The 18,471-nt window shown below is 73.9% G+C and carries 15 protein-coding genes and 1 pseudogene; 10 read left to right on the forward strand and 6 right to left on the reverse strand.

Going from position 1 to position 18,471, the window contains the following annotated elements:
• Positions 1 to 23: 23 nt before the first annotated feature.
• The 3 genes from J421_RS14545 to J421_RS14555 all read right to left on the reverse strand — a co-directional run bounded on the left by J421_RS14545 (position 24) and on the right by J421_RS14555 (position 3,185).
• Entirely contained in the window at positions 24 to 1,511 is a 1,488-nt protein-coding gene (locus J421_RS14545; RefSeq protein ID WP_025411909.1) for a TolC family protein, read from the reverse strand.
• Between the two features lie 151 nt (positions 1,512 to 1,662).
• Positions 1,663 to 2,364 (reverse strand): DUF6134 family protein, encoded by a 702-nt coding sequence (locus J421_RS14550; RefSeq protein WP_025411910.1) that lies wholly within the window; start codon positions 2,362 to 2,364, stop codon positions 1,663 to 1,665.
• A 56-nt stretch (positions 2,365 to 2,420) separates the two neighbouring features.
• Complete coding sequence (locus J421_RS14555) at positions 2,421 to 3,185, reverse strand: creatininase family protein (protein ID WP_158508799.1); 765 nt, start codon at positions 3,183 to 3,185, stop codon at positions 2,421 to 2,423.
• A 2,641-nt stretch (positions 3,186 to 5,826) separates the two neighbouring features.
• Between J421_RS14555 and J421_RS33975 the strand changes: the two are divergent.
• The 3 genes and pseudogenes from J421_RS33975 to J421_RS14570 all read left to right on the forward strand — a co-directional run.
• Positions 5,827 to 6,222 (forward strand): annotated as a pseudogene (locus tag J421_RS33975) (HAMP domain-containing protein); the annotation flags it as partial.
• Positions 6,223 to 6,626: 404 nt separating this feature from the next.
• A complete protein-coding gene (locus J421_RS33980; RefSeq protein ID WP_104022634.1) occupies positions 6,627 to 7,286 on the forward strand; it encodes a sensor histidine kinase in 660 nt (219 codons plus the stop codon).
• A gap of 81 nt (positions 7,287 to 7,367) precedes the next feature.
• A complete protein-coding gene (locus J421_RS14570) occupies positions 7,368 to 9,071 on the forward strand; it encodes a protein kinase domain-containing protein (protein WP_025411913.1) in 1,704 nt (567 codons plus the stop codon).
• A gap of 4 nt (positions 9,072 to 9,075) precedes the next feature.
• Here the strand turns inward: J421_RS14570 and J421_RS14575 are convergent, their stop codons facing one another.
• Positions 9,076 to 10,476 carry an NAD-dependent succinate-semialdehyde dehydrogenase gene (locus J421_RS14575; protein WP_025411914.1) on the reverse strand — a complete coding sequence of 467 codons (1,401 nt, stop codon included), beginning with the start codon at positions 10,474 to 10,476 and terminating at the stop codon, positions 9,076 to 9,078.
• 105 nt (positions 10,477 to 10,581) lie between these two features.
• Here J421_RS14575 and J421_RS14580 point away from each other — a divergent pair, with 105 nt between their 5' ends.
• The gene (locus J421_RS14580; RefSeq protein ID WP_025411915.1) at positions 10,582 to 11,070 is read left to right on the forward strand and encodes an FKBP-type peptidyl-prolyl cis-trans isomerase; all 489 of its coding nucleotides are present in this window, start codon (positions 10,582 to 10,584) and stop codon (positions 11,068 to 11,070) included.
• Positions 11,071 to 11,150: 80 nt separating this feature from the next.
• Here the strand turns inward: J421_RS14580 and J421_RS14585 are convergent, their stop codons facing one another.
• Both J421_RS14585 and J421_RS14590 read right to left on the reverse strand, forming a co-directional pair.
• Positions 11,151 to 12,161, reverse strand: coding sequence for a ParB N-terminal domain-containing protein (locus J421_RS14585; protein WP_025411916.1), 1,011 nt, complete (start codon positions 12,159 to 12,161; stop codon positions 11,151 to 11,153).
• Complete coding sequence (locus J421_RS14590) at positions 12,158 to 12,862, reverse strand: ParA family protein (RefSeq protein WP_025411917.1); 705 nt, start codon at positions 12,860 to 12,862, stop codon at positions 12,158 to 12,160. The genes J421_RS14585 and J421_RS14590 overlap by 4 nt, the downstream gene beginning before the upstream one ends.
• Before the next feature lie 192 nt (positions 12,863 to 13,054).
• On the opposite strand from J421_RS14590, the gene J421_RS14595 reads away from it, so the two are divergent.
• From J421_RS14595 to J421_RS14620, 6 genes are all read left to right on the forward strand, one after another.
• Positions 13,055 to 14,593, forward strand: coding sequence for a YifB family Mg chelatase-like AAA ATPase (locus tag J421_RS14595; protein ID WP_201773018.1), 1,539 nt, complete (start codon positions 13,055 to 13,057; stop codon positions 14,591 to 14,593).
• Between the two features lie 147 nt (positions 14,594 to 14,740).
• On the forward strand, positions 14,741 to 15,598 hold the full coding sequence (larE, locus tag J421_RS14600) for an ATP-dependent sacrificial sulfur transferase LarE (RefSeq protein ID WP_025411919.1): 858 nt from the start codon (positions 14,741 to 14,743) through the stop codon (positions 15,596 to 15,598).
• A complete protein-coding gene (locus tag J421_RS14605; RefSeq protein WP_148306331.1) occupies positions 15,582 to 15,860 on the forward strand; it encodes a hypothetical protein in 279 nt (92 codons plus the stop codon). Before larE ends, J421_RS14605 begins: the two co-directional genes overlap by 17 nt.
• Entirely contained in the window at positions 15,826 to 16,401 is a 576-nt protein-coding gene (gene thpR / locus J421_RS14610; RefSeq protein WP_025411921.1) for an RNA 2',3'-cyclic phosphodiesterase, read from the forward strand. Before J421_RS14605 ends, thpR begins: the two co-directional genes overlap by 35 nt.
• Complete coding sequence (locus J421_RS14615; RefSeq protein ID WP_025411922.1) at positions 16,401 to 17,063, forward strand: hypothetical protein; 663 nt, start codon at positions 16,401 to 16,403, stop codon at positions 17,061 to 17,063. Before thpR ends, J421_RS14615 begins: the two co-directional genes overlap by 1 nt.
• A 37-nt stretch (positions 17,064 to 17,100) precedes the next feature.
• The gene (locus tag J421_RS14620; RefSeq protein ID WP_025411923.1) at positions 17,101 to 18,468 is read left to right on the forward strand and encodes a sigma-54-dependent transcriptional regulator; all 1,368 of its coding nucleotides are present in this window, start codon (positions 17,101 to 17,103) and stop codon (positions 18,466 to 18,468) included.
• The last annotated feature ends 3 nt before the right edge of the window (positions 18,469 to 18,471 follow it).

Below are 18,471 nucleotides of genomic sequence, written 5' to 3' on the forward strand. Positions count from 1 at the left end.
GGGATCTGGGGAGAGTCGTGCGGTCAGCGCAGCGGGCGCCCGACGGCGGCCTCGAGCTGCGCGAACGAGCGATGGAAGTCGTAGATCGCGTTCACGTAGTCCGTCTGCGCGCGGGCGTACACGTCACGCGCCTGCGAGACCTCGATGAACGTGTTCGCGCCGACGCGGTAGCGCTCCTGGGCCAGCGCGAGCGCCTCGCGCGCCGTCGCCGCATTCTTCTCCTGGAGCGCGACGGACTGCCGGTTCGCCTGCAGCGTGAGGTACGCGGCCGTCACATCGGCGGTCGTCTGCAGCTCCTGCCCGCGCGTGCGGTACTCCGCGTCGTTGCGCGCCGCGATCGCCTGCTGGACCTGCTGCTCGCGCTGGAAGCCGTTGAAGATCGGCAGCGACACCTGCGCCGTGACGTTGTACGGCGCCTTCGTGAAGTTGAACAGGCGGCCGTTCTGCGCGCGCGCCGCGGCGACCTCGCTCTGCGAGAGCGAGAGCGCGTTGCACGCGTCGGGATCGGCCGGCTGCCCGACCGCCTGGCGAATCTCCGCGACCGAGAAGCAGTTGTTCTGCTTGCGGAGCAGCGCCTGGCCGACCAGCCCGTCGGTGCTCGTGAACGTGTTCCCGTAGCCGCTCAGCCCCGCGCTCAGCGCCAGCGTCGGCAGGTACGCGCCCTTCGACGCCTTCACCGTGACGTCGGCGACGTGCTCGCGCGTGCGGAGCGCGTTCAGCGTCGGGTTGCCCTTGCGCGCCTCGTCGAGCAGCGCGTCGAGCGAGTAGCGCGGCTCGGTGACCTCGAACCGGGTCGTCAGCTGCACGTCGGTCGGCTGCTGCACGCCCATCTGCTGGAACAGGCGGAGCTTCTCGACCTGGGCCTGGTTGCGCGCCTGGATCGCCGCGACCTGGAGCTGCCCGAGCGCGACCTCGGCCTGCCGCGCATCGAGGATCGTCGCCGCGCCGACCGCCACCCGCGCCTTCGCCAGCTCGAGCTGCGCCGCTGCCGTGGCGACGAGCGTGTCCTGTAGCGCCGCGCGCGCCTGCTGCTGCAGCGCGAGGATGTACTGGGCCGTCACGTTCGAGCGGAGCGTCTGCTCCGACGCCGTGATGTCGGACTCGACCGCCTCGGCGTTCGCTCGCTGCACGCGCGGCGTGAGGATGTTCTGGGCGCTGAACTGCGCGTTCACGTCGATCCCGCCGCCGGCGTTGATCTGGTCCGCGGAGGCGCCGATGCTCGTGCCGGCGAACAGCTGCTGGCCGCCCTGTCGATACTGCGTGTAGAAGTTCGACGAGACCTGGGGCGCCAGCGCGCCGTAAGCGCTGCGCACCGCCGCCGCGGCGCGGCGCCGCTCGTTCACGCTGGACTGGTACGTCGGGTTGTTCCGGCGCGCGAGCGCGATGGCGTCGTCGAGCGTCAGCGTCGGACCGGCGGCCTGCGAGGGGGCGGGCTGGGCGGTGGTGGGCTGCTGCGCGGGGAGCGCGACCGCGGCGGCGAGCAGGCCGCCAGCGAGGAGCGAGAATCGCATGGGAGGAGGATCCGAGATGAAGTCAGCCGCACGTACGGGACGCCCCGGACGGCGGTTTCACGCACGACGAGACGCGCCGTCGGCGTGAATCCGACGGCTCGTCACGATGGAAATTCGGTGTCTGTGCGGACCGGTGGGACCGGCCCGACGATCAGCTTCCGGGTGGGTCGTCGCGCAGCGCGACGATGCCCTGGGCGGGCACGCTGACCTTCAGTACGCGGCCGTTCGCATCCAACCACACCTGCCGCTCCGGTGCGCCCGCGGCCGTCAGCACGTAGCGCGTCGCGGCGAGCGTCTGTCCGCCGATCGTGACCGGATCGGAGCCCCCGCGGCTGACGCGCACCGCCCCCTGCGCGTTACGCCGCGGCACCAACAACGACAGCTCCCCCGACCCGGAGCGTAGCCGCCCCGAGAGTGGGAGGAAGTAGTACTGGTGATAGATCTCGTCGTCCACGATCACGGAGCCGTCGCCGGTGGCGAACTCGCTCGCCGCCTCGCCGCGTGCGGTCCGCACCTGGGTGCTGAGCCGGCCGTGAACGATCTGCGCGGTGAGGCGCGCCTCGTTCTCGACGCCATTCTTCACGTCCACCTGGTAGCGGAGCGGGGAGCCACCGGCGTCGGTCTGCAGCGCCGCCGTGATGCGGCGGTCGCCGTACGCGCCCAGGCCGCGCGCCACGTACTCCACGCCGCCGGCGACCGGCTGCTTCATGATGCGGAACTCCTCGCGCCCGATCCGCGCCCCCTCGCGGGTGACGGTGAACGTGCCCTCGTCCGCCGTCGTCACCTGGGCGGCGAGCGCGACGGGCGTGAGCGAGAGCGCGAGGCGAAGAGTGCGGATCGCGGTGCGGAACATGGTACCTCGACGTACCCCGGAGGCTACGGACGGGTCCACCCGGAGGGCCGCTCGCATCAGGCCGACGCCGCCGTCGACGACGCCGGCGCCGACTCCGCCACACCGAGGATGCGCACGGCGACCCGCGCCAGGATGCGCTCGTACAGCAGCTTCCCCTTCTCGGCCGAGGCGAGCGACGGCCGGCCGAGCGTGCCGGCCGTCCCGCGCGGCGCCTTGCCCGAGCCGCGGCGGAACTTCCGTAGGTCGCCGCGCTCGACCATATAATCCTCCGCCGACTCGAGGCGGACCAATTCCGGAGCGAGGTGTAGCATCAGCGACGTATCGACCTCGTCCCCGTGCATCGGCTCCAGCTGTCCCTCGAGCAGGTCGGACAGGTTGATCGCGAACAGGTCCACGACACGGACGCGCGCCCGCGCGGTGATCACCGTGGCCAACGCCTCCTGATGCGGGTCGAACGCGTGGGCGGTGAGGAGGATCAGCTCCTCGAACCCGCAGTTCTCCCACGCCGCCACGAGATCGTTCAGCAGGCGGTGCAGCGTCTTCTTCCGGACGCCGGCCGCGCCCGGGGCGGGGGAGCGCGTCGGGGCGTTGACGCCGTACTCCACGGTGGGCGCGCGAATCGCGCCGCTCAGCGCGGAGAGGTCGTCGGCCAGGCGGTCGACGATGATGCTGTCGCAGCCGATCGGCAGGTGCGTACCATGCGGCTCGGTGCAGCCGACCGGCACGAGCAGGCGCGGGTCGTTCTGGAGGATCGCCGCCACGTCCGGCGGCGTCAGCTCTTTGAGCCGGCGCGGTCGGCCGGTGGGAGGGAGGGCGGTCATCGACAACGAGGCGGGACCGGCCGCGAGCCGGCAGATCGGGCGCCCGGCGCTTGACCGGGGGGCGGGACGTCTCGCGACCCTCGTCGCGGCGTCCGCCGCGGCGCTGCTCGCGGCGCTCTGGATGCGGGAGCCGCGCGTATCGTACCTCGCGGGCGCGCTCGTCGCCACCGGCGTGGCTGTCGTCGTCGCGTGGCGCATCCGCGTCGCGCGCGTCGTCGCCCTGCTGTTCGCTGCCGCAGCGGTCGCGTTCGGCACGCCGGCGTGGTGGACCCAGCGCCTCCTTGGCGACGTCGACGGCGCGTGGCTCCGCACCCGCGAGCTCCGCGAGCGCGACGGGGAGGCGGCGTACGTGCGCGCCGTCGCCCAGGCCGCCGAGCAGCTCGCGTCCATCGCCCGTGCCGGCCTCGCCGTCCCCGATTCGTCGCCGGCGTCGTTCGACCGGCTCGGGAAGCTGATCGGTCACGGCCGTGGAGAGCGCGGGCTCGTCCTGCTCCACGGCGGCCGGCCGACGGCGTGGGCCGGCGAGGTGCGCGTCCCGCTCGACTCGATGCGCGGGCCGAGCGGCGTCCTGGAGACGCCGTTCTACGTCGTGCTGTACGTGTCGGCGGAGCGCGGCGCCGCGCGCGTGATCGCGACCGAGCTGCTCCAGGCGAACCCGCCGGGGACGCTGTTCGCCCGCTCGCTGGGCCAGACGCTGACCGACGAGACGGGCGGATGGCGGTCGCACTTCGCCGCGCCACGGGCGGGGCTCGACAGCTCGTGGCACGTGCTGACGTGGATGGGCGGCCCGCTCGTCGCGCTGCAGCGCGATCCTCCCGGCCGCGAGTCGCTGCGAGCGCGCGTCGTCGAGCGCGGCCGGTCGCAGGCGGCGCCGGGGCTCGCGGCGATGGTGCTGGTGCTCGTCGCGGGCGCGTGGCGCCGGCCACGCGGCGAGTCGCGGCATCTGCTCTCGCGCCGACTCGGCTCGCTGCTCGTGCCGCTGGCGGCGATCCAGGTCGTGCCCCTCAGCTCTCTGTCGAACGCGACGCGACTGTTCGACCCGTCCGTGTTCTTCGTGCCTAACGGGTTGGGGTACACCGCGAGCCTCGGCGCGCTCGCGCTCACGAGCGTGGTCCTGCTGCTCGCGATCTTCGCCATCCTGCGCTCCGGTCGGCCGCTCGCCTCGCGCTTCGTCTCCGCGATCGTGGTCCTCGGCGTCACCGGCGTGGCGCCGTTCGTCCTGCGTGACCTCGCGCGCGGCATCAGCCCGCCCACGTTGGGCGCCACGCTGCAGCTCTGGGTGGGGTGGCAGCTCGCGCTCTTCCTGCCGGCGGCGGCGCTCATGATCGCCGGCGCCACGGCGGGGCGCGTGGTGCTCGGCCGCGGCCGCGGCGTGCCGCCGCTCGTGGCGCCGCTGCTCGGTGGGATCGCCGCCGTCGTGGGGCCGGTGCTGTGGCGCGCTCCGGCGGGCTGGCCGAGCTGGTACCCGCTGCTCTGGTGCGCCGCCGTGGGCGCGCTGGCGCTCACCCGGCGCACGCGCGCGGTCGTCGTCGCGGCGTCGGCGGTCGCGGGGCTCGGCGCGGCGACGCTCGTGTGGGGGGCCGTCGCGCACCGGCGCGTCGAACTCGCGCAGCAGGACGTGCGCGGCCTCACGACGCCCGACTCGACCGCGGAGAGCCTGCTCGAGCGCATGAACCGTCAGCTCGCCGATGCGCCGCCGCGGACCGAGGCCGAGCTGCTCGAGCGTTACGCGTCGTCGGCGCTGTGGGCCGCCGATCTGCCGGTGGTGCTCACGAGCTGGGTGCCCGTCGGGTACTCCGACAGCGTCGCCGCCACCGTGGCGACGGAGGCGTTGTCCGTCGATTCGGTGACGGTCCGGCAGCTCGTGTCGACGGTGCGCGAGACGGGGGACGCGGCCGTCGCTCGGCTCAACGGCGAGCCGGGGGTCGCCGCGGTGCTCGCCGTGCCGCACGAGGGGCGCGTGACGACGGTCGCGGTGTTCTCGCGCACGCGCGTCGTGCCGGAGAAGCCGCTCGCGCCGCTGCTCGGTCTGCGCCCGCCGACGCGCGGCGAGGTGCCGTACACGGTGTCACTCCTCGAGCGGCTCCCGCGCGACGCGCGTGCCGTCGACGCGCCGGCGCCCACGTGGACGCGTGAGGGGAGCGAGATCCACGGCGACTGGATCGTCAACATCGGCACCGGACGCGCCCGCGCCCACGTCGAGGTCGAGCTGCGACCGTTCGACGTGCTGGTGCAGCGCGGTGCGCTCCTCGTGCTGCTCGACATGTTCGTCATCGGTGTGCTGTGGACGGTGCCCGCGGCGGCGGACGGGATGCTGCTCCGCCGCGTGCGCGTGCTGCGCGCCGCGTCGCGCCGCTCCTACCGCGCGCGCCTGACGGTGGCCCTGTTCGGCTTCTTCGTCGTGCCCGCGGCGACGTTCGCGGTGTGGTCGTACCGTCAGCTCCAGTCGAGCGACGTCGAGGGGCGCCGGCTGCTCGTGCGCGAGACGCTGCGCGCCGCCGCGGCCGAGGTGCCGGATTCGGGCGGCGGGGGACTCGCCGCGCTCGGCGGCCGTCTGCAGACGCCGCTGCTCGTCTACGAGGGTGGCGTGTTGAAGCGCGCGAGTGACCCGCTGCTCGTCGATCTCGCACCGACGGGACTGATGCTGCCGCGCGACCAGGCGCTGCACGTCGCGCTCGGCGAGGAGCAGGAGTCGTCGCAGGAGCTGCGCGCCGGGCGCACCGACGCCCTGTTCGGCTACCGCGCGGCGGTCGACGCGGCGTCGCAGCGCGTCGTCGTCGCCGCGCCGGCGCGCACCGACGACGTGGTGCTCGACCAGCGACGGCGCGACCTCGGCTTCCTCGTGCTGCTCGTCGCCGCGGGCGGCGCGCTCGCCGCGCTCTGGCTCAGCGGGCTCGCGGCGCGCGAGCTCGCGCGTCCGGTCGGCGCGCTGCGCGAGGCGGCGCTCGCCATCGCGGCGGGCGAGCGCGAGCCCGCGCTGACCGTGGAGCCACCGACCGAGTTCCGTCCGGTGTTCGCTGCGTTCCGTCGCATGGCGACGGATCTGAGCGAGAGCCGCTCGGCGCTCGAGGCGGCGCAGCGGCGCACTGCGGCCGTGCTGCGCAACGTCGCGAGCGGCGTCGTCGCCGTCGGAAGCGACGGCCGCCTAACGATCGCGAACCCGCGCGCCGAGCAGCTGCTCGGCACCGCGCTTCCCGACGGAGCGCCGCTCGCCGACGTCGCGCCGGGCGAGCTCGCGCAGCGCGTGCGGGAGTTCCTCGACCGGCGCGAGCCGGGGCCGGGCGACGAGGAGTTCGACCTCGAGCTGCACGGCCGCCAGCTCCGCGCGCGGCTCACGCGCCTCGACGTCCCGCGCGTCGCGCACGACCGTGCCGCCGTGCTCACGCTCGACGACCTCACCGAGCTCGCGCGCGCGCGCAGCGCGTGCTCGCGTGGGGCGAGATGGCGCGGCAGGTCGCGCACGAGATCAAGAACCCGCTCACGCCGATCCGCCTCGGCATGCAGCACCTGCGGCGCGCGTACTTCGACCGGCGCGGCAACTTCGACGAGATCCTCGAGCGCAACGTGGAACGCGTGCTCGTCGAGATCGACCGGCTCGACGAGATCGCGCGCTCGTTCAGCCGCTACGGCACCGCGCCCGACCAGCGGCTGCCCGCGCATGCCACCGACGTCGCCGCCGTGGCGCGCGACGTCGTCGCGCTCGAGCGCTTCGGCCAGGGTGCGCTCGCGTGGGAGATCGAGGGTGCGGACGCGCCGGTGCACGCGCTCGCGCGCGACGAGGAGCTGCGCGAGGTGCTGCTCAACCTGCTCGAGAACGCGCGCCATGCGCGGGCGCGCACCGTGCGCGTCTCCGTCGATCGCGACGGGAGCGAGGTCATGCTCCGCGTCGCCGACGACGGCGAGGGGATCCCCGACGAGCTGCAGACGCGCGTGTTCGAGCCGCACTTCTCCACGCGCACGAGCGGCAGCGGGCTCGGGCTCGCGATCAGCCGGCGCATGATCGAAGGGTGGGGCGGCACGATCGGGCTCCGGTCGCGCGTCGGGGTCGGCACCGAGGTCACGCTGCGCCTGCGCGCGAACGGCGACGGCCGGCACGACTGACGGCGGGTCACGCGACCCTACCCGCACGTCCGACGCCTCGGTATTCTGCCACCGCGCACCCCTCATCCTCTCGACCGCTCCGTGTCGCCGACCCCGCTTCCCGCCGTCACGCTGCCGGCGCATCTCGCGCAGTGGCAACTGCCGCCGGGCTGGTCGTGGGGTGTGGACTTCGTCGAGGAGGAGCACCGGCACTTCCAGGAGGTCATCGACGCGCTCGGCCGGTCGCTGTCGCTCGTCACCGCGCCGAACCCCGCGCACGAGCACTGGCTGTGGACCGAGGCGCGCGAGCTCGCGCACCGCAACCACCCGGCGATCCCGACCACCTATCACTACTGGACCCAGCACCGCGACTCGCGCCGCGGGCCCGGGTATCTGCGCCGCTGGATCGCCGGCGAGACGCTCACGGCACGGGTGCGGCGGCAGGGCGTGCAGGACGTGCCGTCGGTGCTGCGGCTGCTGCGCGAGGCGGGTGCGGTGACCGCGTACCTGCACGACGGCGGCACCGTGCACGGCGCGCTCTCCGGTCGCACGACGTGGCTCACGCCGTCGGGGCGGCTGTGGCTCCTCGGCTGGCAGTGGGCGGTGCGGCGCGAGCAGATCCCGCGCGAGCTCGCGCCGGACCCCGAGCTGTGCCCGCCGGCGCCGGAATGGCCGCCCGGCGCGTGGGAGCCCACGACGTACAGCGACCAGTGGCAGCTCGGCGCGATGGCGTTCCTCGCGCTCACCGGCGAGGTCCCGCCCATCGAGGATCCACCGCCGATCGCGCTGGTGCGGCCCGATTGTCCCGCGAGTGCCGCGGCGGTGATCGATCGCTCGCTGCACCCCGATCCGCGGGAGCGGCATCCGTCGGTGGTCGCGATGGTGCGCGCGCTCGACCGCGGCGTGTCGCTGCGACCGGCGATCCTCGTCGGCGACGGCGATGCGCCGGAGGACTCGCTCGAGGCGCGGCTGCGGTGGGCCACCGGCGACGACTACGAGATCCTCTCGCCGTTAGGCAGCGGCACGTTCGGGTCGGTGTGGCGCGTGCGCGACCTGTCGCTCGGCCGCGAGGTCGCGCTGAAGATGCTCCACCCGCACATCGCGCGCGACAGCGGCGCCGTCGCACGGTTCCGCCGCGAGGCGCAGCTCGCCGCGCAGCTCGCGCATCCTGCCATCGTGCCCATCTACGACTTCGACACGCGCGGCGCCGTGTCGTGGTACACGATGGAGCTCGCGGAAGGTGGGTCGGTCGCCGACCTCGTTAGGCGCAGCGGCGCGCGCAAGCTCGCCGAGCTGGCGCCGCAGGTGGAGGCGGCACTCGAGGGACTCGCCGCCGCGCACGCCATCGGCGTGATCCACCGCGACCTCAAGCCGGAGAACGTGCTCATCGACCGCTACCGTCGCTGGCGCCTCGCCGACTTCGGCATCGCGAACGCGCTCGGCGAGGATAGTGTGGGGTCGTCGGGCACGCCGGCGTTCGCGCCGCCCGAGCAGCTGTTGGGCGAGCCGCAGGGACCGGCGGCCGACTGCTTCGCGCTCGCCGCGATCGTGTACTACGCGCTCACCGCGCAGCCGCCGTTCGGTGAGGCGGGGGGCCCCGCGGTGCTCGCGCGTCAGCTCGAGGGGCGCGTGGACCTCGACGGGTTCGAGCCGGCGGTGGCCGACTGGCTCCGGCGCGGCCTCGCCGCCGACGCCGAAGCGCGCTTCTCCGACGCGACCGAGATGCAGAACGCGTGGCGCGCCGTCGTCGACGAGGTGTCGCGCGCGTCGGCGCGCCGCGGGCTGCTGAGCCGCATCTTCGCCTGACGACTCACTCGGTCGTCGCGGTCGTCGACGACGTGCCGCGCGCCTCGCGCACCGTCTTCACGTTCACGAACTCGCGCATCCCGATCGCGCTCAGCTCGCGTCCGTAGCCGGAGCGCTTCACGCCGCCGAACGGCAGCCGCGGATCCGAGGCGACCATGCCGTTCAGGAACACCGAGCCGGCGTCGAGCTCCGCCTCGAAGCGCTGCTTCTCCGCCGCGTCGGTCGTCCACGCGGCGGCGCCCAGCCCGTACGGCGACGCGTTCGCCACGCGGATCGCTTCGTCGACGTTAGGCACTCGCAGCACGGCCGCGACGGGGCCGAACACCTCCTCGGTCGCGGCCGGCGCGTCGAGCGGCACGTCGGCGAGCACCGTCGGCGGATAGAAGAACCCAGGACCGTCGAACGGCTGGCCACCGCAGAGCAGTCGCGCGCCGGCGACGACCGTGCGGCGCACCTGGTCGTGCACGTCGTCGCGGATGCTGCCCGTCGCGAGCGGTCCGACCTGCACGCCCTCGTCCATCGGGTTGCCGAGACGCAGCGCACGCATGCCGGCGACGAAGCGGTCGAGGAACGGCTCGTACACGTCGGTGTGCACCACGAACCGCTTCGCGGCGATGCACGACTGGCCGTTGTTGATCGTGCGCGCCGTCACCGCCGTGCGCGCCGCGATGTCCAGGTCCGCGCTCGGCATGACGACGAACGGATCGCTGCCCCCGAGCTCGAGGACCGACTTCTTCAGATGCCGCCCCGCGGCCGCACCGACGTGGCTGCCCGCGCCCTCGCTGCCGGTGAGCGTCACCGCGGCGACGCGCGGGTCGGCGATCACCGCTTCCACGCGGTCGCTCGGGATGAGCAGCGTCTCGAACAGTCCCCGCCGGCCGCCCGCGTCGCGCACCACCTCCGCGAGCGCGAGCGCGCACTGCGGCACGTTCGACGCGTGCTTCAGCACCCCGACGTTCCCCGCGGCGAGCGCGGGCGCCATGAAGCGCACCACCTGCCAGAACGGGAAGTTCCACGGCATCACCGCGAGCACCACGCCGAGCGGGTCGTAGCGCACGCGTCCCACGCCGCCGTCGTCGTGCACGAGCGTCTCGCCGTCGAGGAATCGCGCGGCGTGCTCGGCGTAGTAGCGGCATGCGGTCGCGCACTTCGCCGCCTCGTCGCGCGCCGCCTGCAGCGGCTTGCCCATCTCCATCGTCATGAGCCGCGCGTATCGCTCGCGGCGCTCGTCCAGCAGCACGCCGATGCGGCCGACGAGCGCGGCACGCTCCGCCACCGGCGTGCGGCGCCACTCGCGCGCGGCATCTGCCGCGCGAGCCAGCGCGGCGTCCACTGCGGCCTCGTCGTGCGGCGGGAACGTGCGCAGGGTCTCGCCGGTGGTCGGGTCGACGGTCGCGATCGGCATGGACGGATCGAATGGGAGGGTCGGCGGTAAACTACTTCCGAGCAGTACGGGCGGCCGTTTAACCTCCGGGCGCCGGGCTCCTATCGTCCACGAGACTCATTCCGCATGCCGCGCCCCACCCGCTACGTCCTCACGCTCGTCGCCGCGCTCGCGTCGGCCGTCACCCTCGGCTGTCGCGACGTCGAGGCACCGAACGAGGACCCGGCGACGACGACGTACGCCGCGTCGCTGAACGTGAACCTGTCGCTCATGAAGCGCACGCCGTCGGGGCTCTACTACCAGGACCTTTCGGTGGGCACGGGCAAGCAGGCGATGAAGGACAGCACGCTCAAGGTCTACTACACCGGCCAGCTGACGTCCGGGCACACGTTCGACACGAACGTGAACAAGACGCCGTTCACGTTCGTGCTCGGGCAGGGGCAGGTGATCAAGGGCTGGGACGAAGGGATCCTCGCCGGGGAGCCGATGCGCGTGAACGGCCGCCGCCGGCTCGTGATCCCGCCCGACCTCGGCTACGGCGGACACACGACGGGCACCATTCCCGCGGGCTCGGTGCTCGTGTTCGACATCACGCTCGTCGGCGTCGGGGCCTGACGCGCGACGAACGTTAGGCGGGGTCGTTAGGCCGTCGTTAGGCGACCGTTAGGCGATCGTTAGGCCGCTGCCGGGTCGCGCTACCGCCGCGGCCGGGCCGCCGGCGGACCCAGCGCAGCGAGCCGGGCACGCAGTCGGTCGACCTCGCCCGAGAGGATCTCGAGCGCCGCCGCGGCCTCGGTGGCGGTCATGCGCTCGGGCGGCTTCCGCACCGTGAGCGTGAACCCGCCGCCGCGCCGCTCGCGCCGCTCCGCCGCCGCCGTGCGACGCGGCGCCCGCGGCGGCTCCTCGACCCCCGCCAGCACCCGTAGCCGCGCCACGCGTTCGGCCGTCGACGACCCCGTCGCGAGCTCGCGCAGCGCGCGGAACGTGAGTCGCGACAGCACGTCCTCCACCACATCGCCCGGCGCGCCCACGGCCTCCACCACGTCGGCGTCGAACGCGCGCGCGATCGTCAGCAGGTCGCCGGCGCGGCCATGGCTCGTGCCGAGTGCCCGCGCCACCGCACGCACGCTGTCCGGCAGCCCCGCGCCGCGCCGGTTCTCGCGGATCGCGGCGAACGACGACGCCTCCTGCCACGCGGTGAAGTCCTTCCGCAGCAGGTTCCGGCGGTAGACCACCGCGGCCGCGACGTGATCGGGCACGTCGCCCCGGTCCACCACCGGGACCTCGGCCAGCCCGGCCAGCCGGGCCGCCGCGAGCCGTCGGTGGCCGGAGAGCAGCTCCAGCGTCCCGCCCGGGATGCGGCGCGCCTCGAGCGGCGTCTCCACACCGTGCTCCGCCACGTCGATCGCGAGGTCGCCGAGCGCGCGCGCCTCGGCGTCGAGTCCCGTGAACGGCGACGGCTCGGCGGCCTCCCGCGCGACCGCGATGCCGCCCGCCGTCGCGATCGCCGCGCGCACCGCCTCGACCGCGCGCGGCGAGGGGCGGCCGCGCGGCTGGAACGGCGACGGCCGCACGTCGTCGGTCGGGACCCGGAGGATCACCTCCGTCGTCGAGGGGCTCCACTGCGTGAGGACGCTCAGCTCGTCGGCGTCGATGGCGAACGCCGACGACAGATCGGGCGTGCCGCGCGGCGGCTTGCGCGTCATACGATCCCCTCGGCCACCAGCTCGTCGGCGATGGCGCGGATCGCGAGCGCGGGCGGCGAGTCGGGCGCGTACGCGGTGACCGGCAGCAGCCGCTCGTGCGCTTCCGCCACGGCGGCGCCGCGCCGGATGACCGTCTGCGACAGCTGCGCGCCGAACCCGGACTGCAGGAAGCCGAGCGCGCGCTTCACCGGCCGGCGGTTCTCCTCCTTGTTGCCGACGATGCGGTATCCGATGCCGCGCGCCTCCGCCATCGCGGCGAGCTTGCGCGTCTCCGGGATCGATTCCGGGTTCAGCTCCGGCACGATGAGCAGGAAGGCCCGCGCCTCGGCCAGCACGACGGCGTGTCCGGGATCGTCGAGCATCGGGCGGAGGTCGACGACGACCGTCCGCCCAGGGCGCATCGTACGCGCGAGGTGCTTCCCGAGCGCCGCGGAGCTGACGCCGGCGAGCGTGGCGCCCCCGCGGTAGAGCGTCATCCCGTGCACCTCGACCGGCTCCGCATGCAACGGGTCGGCGACGGCGCGCTGCCCGGTGAATCGCGTCAGGGATCCCTGGGGATCGAAGTCCACAAGGGCGATGTCGCGATGATGTTCGGTCGCTAGCGCGTAGCCGATCGCCGCGGCGACGGTCGTCTTGCCGGTGCCGCCCTTGCCGCTGCCCACGGCGAGCACGCGGCCGCTGTCCGACTGTCGGACACTCATGCGGAATGGGGAGAAGCCGTCCGACTGTCGGACACCGAGGCCGGTGCCGGGCCGCCGCCGGGAAGGGCGAGCAAGATACATCCGAACACCGCCCGATTGGAGCGCCGAGGGCGTTCCGGCGGCCGCGATCTGCGTCGCCCGGATCCGTTTCGGCGAGCGGACGCTGGCGATCATGGCCCCATGCTCGCTGCCGTGCGATCCGCCGCCGTCCTCGGCGTCGATGCCTTCGGTGTGACGGTCGAGGTCGACGTCGCCCGCGGCCTGCCGCAGTTCACCGTCGTCGGCCTGCCGATGGGCGCCGTTCGCGAGAGCCGCGAGCGCGTCGTCACGGCGCTCGCCCACGCCGGCCACCCGCTGCCGCCGCGACGGGTGACCGTCAACCTCGCGCCGGCCGACGTCCGCAAGCAGGGCACCGCGTTCGACCTCCCGATCGCGCTCGGCATTCTCGTCTCGCTCGGCGTCGTCCCGGCCGACGCGCTCGACGACACCGCAGTGGTGGGCGAGCTCGCGCTCGATGGGACGCTGCGGCGCGTGCGCGGCGCGCTTCCCATCGCCGCGTGGGCTGGCCGCGAGCGCCTCCGCCTCGTCCTGCCGCGCGCGAACGTGGCCGAGGCCTCGCACGCGGCCGACGTCCGGATCGCCGCGCCCGCGACGCTCGCCGACGTCGTCGACGCGCTGGTCGCCGGCGAGCTGGCCGACGCCCGGTGTCCTGCTCCTCGAGCGCCGCGCGACGAGCCGGTCGACGACCTCGCCGACGTGGTCGGGCAGAGCGCCGCGAGGCGCGCGCTGGAGATCGCCGCCGCGGGCGGCCACAACGTCCTGCTGCTCGGGCCACCCGGGGCCGGCAAGACGATGCTCGCCCGTCGGCTGCCGGGGATCCTGCCCCGCCTCGACCCCGACGAGGCGCTCGAGGTGCTCACCGTCCGCTCGGTCGCGGGACTCGACTGCGCGGCGGGCGCGCCGAGCCGCCCGTTCCGGGCGCCGCACCACACCATCTCCACCGCGGGGCTCGTCGGGGGTGGCACCCCGCCGCGTCCCGGAGAGATCACGCTCGCGCATCGCGGCGTGCTGTTCCTCGACGAGCTGCTCGAGTTTCCGCGCAGCACGCTCGACGCGCTGCGGCAGCCGCTGGAGGATGGGCGCCTGGCGCTCGCGCGAGCCGCCGGAACCGTCGTGTTCCCGGCGCAGTTCACGCTCGTCGGCGCCGCGAATCCGTGTCCGTGCGGGCGAGCCGGCGAGCCGGGCGCGACCTGCCGCTGCGCGCCGGTCGACGTGGCGCGATATCAGTCCCGGCTCTCCGGTCCGCTCGTCGACCGGCTCGACATGCACGTCCGCGTCGGCGCGGTGCCGCCGCGCGACATGGCCGCCGCCGCCCGCGGCGAGGCGTCGGCCGTGGTGAGGGCGCGCGTCGAGGCTGCGCGTGACCGTCAGCGGCTCCGATATGCGTCGTGGCCCGGCATCGCCTGCAATGCCCAGGCGGCGGGTCGCTGGGTGGACGCGCATGGTCGGGTCGACCCCGCCGGCCGCGAGCTGCTCGTCCTCGCCGCCGAGCGACTCGGGCTGTCGGCGCGGGCGTTCTTCCGGGTGCTGAAGGTGGCCCGCACGATCGCCGATCTCGAGGCCGTCGAGCGCGTCCAGCGCGATCACGTCGCCGAGGCCATTCGCTTCCGGCCGGCCACCTGCGACCCCGCGCCCGCGATGCCCACCCCGAACGTCGATGCCGCCTGCTGAAGAATGCGCGCGCCCGCCCCCCGCGCGCTGCGTGGCACCGCCTTCCGCGGCACCATCGAAGGCGCGCCACAGGACGCGGTCGCTGGCCCGTGGCCGTTCACGCCGCGATCCCTTCAAGCGCTCCCGTCGCCCGGGTAGCTTCCCGGCATGGAGCCGTCTCTATCCCACGAGGCACCCGACGACCCGGCAGTCGAGCGCGAGCGCGCGCTCGTCGCGTGGCTGCGCGACCAGCCGGGCGGGGTGGTGGTCGGCTACAGCGGCGGGGTCGACTCCTCGTATCTCGCCTGCGTCGCGGTCGAGGCGCTCGGTCCGGAGCGCGTGCTCGCGGTGATCGGGCGGAGCGCGTCGTATCCCGCCGAGCAGTGGGAGACGGCGCGGGGCGTGGCCGAGCGATTCGGCATCCCGGTCGAGGAGCTGGACACGAACGAGCTGGCGGATCCCGAGTACGCCGCGAATCCCTCGAACCGCTGCTACTTCTGCAAGCGGGAGCTGTGGTCGCGCCTGACGCCGCTGGCCACCGCGCGCGGCGCGACGCTCGTCGACGGCACGAACGCCGACGATCTCGGGGACCATCGGCCGGGCGCGCGCGCCGGGCGGGAGCGCGACGTCCGCTCGCCTCTGGCCGACGTCGGGCTCACGAAGGCCGAGATCCGCAGGCTCTCCGCCCGCCGGGGGCTGCCCACCGCGGCGGCGCCGTCGGCGCCGTGTCTCGCGTCCCGCCTGCCGTACGGCACGGCCGTGACCGTCGAACGGCTCGCGCAGGTCGAGCGCGCGGAGCGGGCGCTGCGCGCGCTCGGCGTCTCCGGCGACCTCCGGGTGCGTCACCACGGCGAGCTCGCGCGCATCGAGATGCTGGCCGCGGAGATCGACCGCTGGCTGGAGCCGCAGGCGGCCGAGCAGGTGCGTGCCGCCGTTCTGTCGGCGGGCTTTCAGCGGGTCGCGGTGGACCTGCGGGGCTTCCGGTCGGGCTCCCTCAACGTTCTCGGTGGTGTCGTCGCCGGCTGACGCGCCGCCCGAGCGCGCCGCTCGATCGGCGGAGCTCCGCTCGGCGCTCGCGGCGGCCGGCGTGCCGGCGGACGTGGAGGCCGACGGCGCACTCGCCATCCTCCGCGTGTCCCATCGGCCGCGCACTGCGCGGCCGCTCGACGCCGCCACCCGCGCGGAGGTCGTGGCGCTGGCCCGCGCGTGCGGCTTCACGCACGTCGCGATCGAGCTCTCGTCGGCCGAGGGCGATGCGGACGTTCGTCGCGCTGAACCTCTCCCCTGAGCGCCGCGCCGAGCTGCACGCGGCCGTCGAACCGCTGCGCGAGGCGCTCGGTCGCGCCGTCTCGTGGACGCGCGAGCCCGCGCTCCACCTGACGCTGAAGTTCCTCGACGACCGTTCCGACGACTTCGTGGCGCAGCTCACCGAGCGTCTCACGGCGCCGCTGCTGCGCCTGCCGCCGATCCGGCTCGAGATCGCCGGAGTGGGCGCCTTTCCGTCGCTCGGCAGGCCCCGCGTCCTCTGGGTCGGCGTCGCCGCGAACCCCGACCTGTCTCGGCTGTATCAGGAAGTCGAATCCGCGTGCGCCGCGCTCGGCGTGCCGCGCGAGGGGCGACCGTTCCACCCACACGTCACGATCGGCCGCGTCCGCGCGGGCGTGCGCCTCGATGCCGCGCTGCTCACGCGCGAGGCCGAGGCCGTACGTTTCCGCACGGTGGACCGGGCCCGCATGGCCGACGTGATGGAGAGCGTGCTGGGCCCGGGAGGTGCGAGGTACCGCGTCGTGTCCGCGTTGGTGTTGGGGGGTGAGAGCGAGGAGGCGTGATGTTCGGGTGTCTGCGGCGGCTCGGCTGCCTGTTCGTGCTGCTCCTGATCGTGGTCGGCTACCTCACGCGCGGATACTGGTGGGCGCCCGCGCGCGCGGTGGTCGACCGCTCCACGGGCCATGTCGCCGCGCGGGCGGACACGACGTCGACGTGGGAATCGCTGTCGCCGGCCGCGGCCGAGCGCGGCGAGCGCGAGGTGCGCGCCCTCGCCGCGCCGCGCGGGCCGGTCTACGTCTCGCTCCGCCCCGGCGATCTCGCGTCGTACGCGTTCCTGTCGCTCGCGAGCGCGCTGCCGCGGTCGGCGGAGAACGCGCAGGCTGCCGTCATCGACGACCGCGTGTACGTCCGCTCGGTCGTCGCGCTGCGCGACCTCGCGGGCGCGCTCGGCCCGTTGAGGAATCTGCTGAGCGAGCGTGACACTCTCCGGCTCGGCGGCACGTTCGAAGTCGTGGAGCCCGGCCGCGCCGTCTTCCACGTCCAGGACGTGCAGGTCGGCTCGGTGCCGGTGCCGGAGAAGATGATCCCGACGCTCGTGCGCCGGGTCCGTCGCGGCACGCCGCGCCCCGGCACCGCCGCCGACGCGCTCGAGATCCCGATCCCCGACTACATCGGCGACGTCCGCGTCGCCCGCGGCCGCATCACGCTGTACAAGCGCCACTAGGCCCGTCCCCTTCCAAGCCCTCCCCGTCACGGTCCCAATGCCTCGTCGCATCCTCGTCATCGACGACGAACCAGGTATCCGCAGCGCGCTCGGCCAGCTTCTCGAGTACGAGGGCTACGAGGTCCGCACCGCGAGCAACGCGGCCGACGGGCTGGCGGAATACGACCGGTTCAATCCCCAGCTGGTGTTCATGGACATCAAGATGGCGGGGATGGACGGGCTCGAGGCGCTCAAGCGGCTGAAGCAGCAGGACCCCGACGCGTGCGTCGTGATGATCAGCGGCCACGCCACGATCAAGGACGCCGTGGAGGCCACCCAGCTCGGCGCCTACGACATCCTCGAGAAGCCGCTCGACACCGACCGCATCCTCGTCCTGCTGCGCAACGCGCTCGACCGCACCGAGCTGGCCGAGGAGAACGCTCGCCTCCGCGAGACCATCGAGGTGCGCTACGAGATCGTCGGCCGCTCGTACGTCATCCGCGCGCTGCTGGACCAGATCGACAAGGTGGCCGGCACGCCCGCCCGCGTGCTCATCACGGGGGAGAACGGCACCGGGAAGGAGCTCGTCGCGCGCGCGATCCACAAGCAGTCGGCGCGGAAGGCCAAGCCGTTCGTCGAGGTGAACTGCGCGGCGATCCCGTCGGAGCTGATCGAGAGTGAGCTGTTCGGCCACATGAAGGGTTCGTTCACGGGCGCCGTGCAGGACCGCGCGGGGAAGTTCGAGCAGGCGGACGGCGGCACGCTGTTCCTCGACGAGGTGGGGGACATGAGCCTCACCGCCCAGGCGAAGGTGCTCCGCGTCCTGCAGGACGGCGTCGTCACACGGATCGGGGGCTCCAAGCCGGCCAAGGTCGACGTCCGCGTCATCGCCGCGACGAACAAGGACCTCGAGGAGGAGATCGCGAACGGCAGGTTCCGCGAGGACCTCTACTACCGGCTGAACGTCGTCCCGCTGCGCGTTCCGGCGCTGCGCGACCGGCGCGAGGACGTCCCGCTGCTCGTGCGGCACTTCCTCTCGCTGCTGGCGCGGCAGGACGGGCTTCCCGCGAAGGGGATCGACGACGCGGCGCTCCAGCGGCTCATGGAGCTGGACTGGCCGGGCAACGTGCGCGAGCTGCGGAACACCGTGGAGCGGCTGCTGATCCTCTCTAGCGGCGCGCGCATCACGCTCGCGGACGTCGAGCGGCTCGTCGGCCGTCGCGCCGTGGAGGCGGGCGGCCTCGGCTCGCTCTCCGACATCGGCACCTTCGAGGAGTTCAAGCACGCCGCGGAGCGGGCGTTCCTGCTCGCGAAGCTCCGGCAGTTTGACTGGAACGTCTCCGAGACGGCGCGCGTCCTGGAGATGCCGCGATCGAACGTGTACAAGAAGATCGAACGGTACGGCCTGAAGCGAGAGGAGGGCTGACCT

Origin of the sequence: Gemmatirosa kalamazoonensis, assembly GCF_000522985.1 — a bacterium.
GTDB lineage: Bacteria > Gemmatimonadota > Gemmatimonadetes > Gemmatimonadales > Gemmatimonadaceae > Gemmatirosa > Gemmatirosa kalamazoonensis.

Bases quoted from the DNA above. Each gene is read 5' to 3' on its own strand.
- J421_RS14555 (WP_158508799.1), bottom strand. From the start codon at position 3,185: ATGACCGCCCTCCCTCCCACCGGCCGACCGCGCCGGCTCAAAGAGCTG.
- J421_RS14620 (WP_025411923.1), top strand. From the start codon at position 17,101: ATGCCTCGTCGCATCCTCGTCATCGACGACGAACCAGGTATCCGCAGC.
- J421_RS14575 (WP_025411914.1), bottom strand. From the start codon at position 10,476: ATGCCGATCGCGACCGTCGACCCGACCACCGGCGAGACCCTGCGCACG.
- J421_RS14615 (WP_025411922.1), top strand. From the start codon at position 16,401: ATGTTCGGGTGTCTGCGGCGGCTCGGCTGCCTGTTCGTGCTGCTCCTG.
- J421_RS14545 (WP_025411909.1), bottom strand. From the start codon at position 1,511: ATGCGATTCTCGCTCCTCGCTGGCGGCCTGCTCGCCGCCGCGGTCGCG.
- J421_RS14590 (WP_025411917.1), bottom strand. From the start codon at position 12,862: ATGAGTGTCCGACAGTCGGACAGCGGCCGCGTGCTCGCCGTGGGCAGC.
- J421_RS14585 (WP_025411916.1), bottom strand. From the start codon at position 12,161: ATGACGCGCAAGCCGCCGCGCGGCACGCCCGATCTGTCGTCGGCGTTC.
- J421_RS33980 (WP_104022634.1), top strand. From the start codon at position 6,627: ATGGCGCGGCAGGTCGCGCACGAGATCAAGAACCCGCTCACGCCGATC.
- larE (WP_025411919.1), top strand. From the start codon at position 14,741: ATGGAGCCGTCTCTATCCCACGAGGCACCCGACGACCCGGCAGTCGAG.
- J421_RS14580 (WP_025411915.1), top strand. From the start codon at position 10,582: ATGCCGCGCCCCACCCGCTACGTCCTCACGCTCGTCGCCGCGCTCGCG.
- thpR (WP_025411921.1), top strand. From the start codon at position 15,826: ATGCGGACGTTCGTCGCGCTGAACCTCTCCCCTGAGCGCCGCGCCGAG.
- J421_RS14550 (WP_025411910.1), bottom strand. From the start codon at position 2,364: ATGTTCCGCACCGCGATCCGCACTCTTCGCCTCGCGCTCTCGCTCACG.